This is a genomic window from Weissella sp. DD23, from assembly GCF_001579105.1.
GTDB classification, from domain to species: Bacteria; Bacillota; Bacilli; order Lactobacillales; family Lactobacillaceae; genus Weissella; species Weissella cibaria.
In genome coordinates this window covers 397136-399071 of sequence record NZ_KQ970390.1, presented here as the reverse complement: position 1 = coordinate 399071, position 1936 = coordinate 397136, and the positions used below count along the sequence as shown (strand labels likewise).

Here is a 1936-nt window from a genome sequence, read left to right as displayed (position 1 = left end):
GTCACTGCCGCACAGGTAGCTGAGTTAACTGGATCGGCAGTCGCGGGCAATGATTGGCAACAACCACGTAATTGGTGGAAATTGGCCGTGGGACCAATTATTGTGTTCCTAGCCGTATTCTTACTTGGGCGATACTTACTGCCTGCCCGAAAGCGTCGTGGTGGCACACGGGAAGATTTGAAACGAAAAGATAATTAAACGTAACACCTGACGTATGGTGTTTAGACGATCGCTATTCAATTTGGTTTGAATGGCGATTTTTTTTGATTCGCTGAAACAATTAACGGAAATTCTTTTCACAAGCTTGTGAAGACTTTATGAGTGAACGGTTGCTAGAAACCCTATCGATATAAGAGATTGAAATTGAAAAAGAACCAAATTTCACAAACTCGCTTGCTCAAAATGCTTGCATTTCATTTTCAAAGAACTACAATAATAAAGCAATAATAATTATAAGTAAGTTTCGAGGAGAAGAATTGTGGTTCTTGTATTTCTAGGTTTGTCACTCTTTGCTGGTTTTATGTTGGCAAACCAAAATCCAATTAACGCTGACATGAAGAAGGTGGTTGGTTCACCATTCATTTCAGCGGCAATTTCATTTTTAATTGGTTCAATCTTTTTAGGCGTTTTGAGCGCGATTATGTCACACCGTGTGTTCCCATCAGGAGCGTTCATCAGTTCAAATCCGGCTTGGATTTGGCTAGGTGGTGTGCTTGGTGCTGTCTATTTGACATCGAACGTGTTGCTATTCCCACGCTTGGGTGCAATTCAGACGGTTATTTTGCCAATTTTGGGTCAAATTTTAATGGGTACCATTATTGATACCTTTGGTTGGTTTGGTACGGCACAAACACCTTTGACATTAATGCGAGTCATCGGGCTAATTGTGTTGATTGCTGGTGTTGTTGTAGCGGTTGTTTTGCCCAACGTCCTAAACAAGGATGTGGAAGCAATGGATAAGGCCATTCAGGAGAGTGAAACAAAGCCAGTCTTGCTTGGTTGGCAAATCTGGGCAATTTTTACTGGAACGTTGTCAGCAATGCAACAAGCAATTAACGGTCACTTGGGAGCGTTATTGCAAGCCCCAGCACAAGGCTCATTCATTTCATTCTTTGTTGGGTTTATCTTGATTACCATCGTTGCTTTGGTGGTTGATAAGCGCTTGCCTAAGGTGTCTGAGTTAAAGCAAGCTAAGTCGTGGAACTGGCTTGGCGGTATCTTGGGTGGTCTATTCGTCTTCGCCAGTGTTTTGTCAGTGCCAAAGATTGGTGCTGGTTTGACGATTACGATGGGATTGATCGGTCAAATTGTTGGTTCAATGCTTGTACAACAATTTGGCTGGTGGCGTTCAGCCAAGGCTAGTGTTAACGGTATTCAAATTTTGGGTGTTGTTGTGATGGCTGTTGGTGTTGTCTTTATCAAGTTTCTTTAATTAATACGATAAAAAGACCATGTGTGCGGTAATAATACTGCGTACATGGTCTTTTTTTCGGTGTTACTGATGTGTGAGCTATGATACACTGGAGAGAATTATAGGTAGGAGGTGAACTGATATGATTGAAAATGATAAGCGCTTAGCGAAATTTAGTTTTCCACTCCTTGCGTCGAATTTTGCGTCGGTGTTTGGAGATGGTGTCTATCGGTTTGGCCTGAATTGGTTTTTAGTGTCTAGCTATGGCAATGCAAAAATTTTAGGTTGGCTAACAGGTTTCGGCTTTTTGGTTTACTTATTAAATGATGTTTATGTTGGTTCAGTGCTGGATCGCTTTAATCGTAAATGGGTGTTGTTAGGCGCAGATTTATTTGGTGCCATCGGCGCTTTAACATTATCGTTGCTGATTGATCCGACTAAGCCACAGCTCTGGGTATTATTTTTACTAACTTTCATTTTGAATGTGGATGTCTCGTTTGCGTACCCAGCCGCGCGCGCAATTTT

At 41.7% G+C, this 1936-nt stretch carries 2 protein-coding genes and 1 pseudogene; all 3 read left to right on the top strand.

The window, feature by feature from the left end:
- Positions 1-198: pseudogene (locus WEIDD23_RS13395) on the top strand (cell surface protein); the annotation flags it as partial.
- Between the two features lie 280 nt (positions 199-478).
- Entirely contained in the window at positions 479-1432 is a 954-nt protein-coding gene (locus WEIDD23_RS01895; RefSeq protein ID WP_010373647.1) for a DMT family transporter, read from the top strand.
- A 121-nt stretch (positions 1433-1553) separates the two neighbouring features.
- A partial coding sequence (locus WEIDD23_RS14315) for an MFS transporter (protein ID WP_242865385.1) occupies positions 1554-1936 on the top strand: 383 nt, incomplete at its 3' end.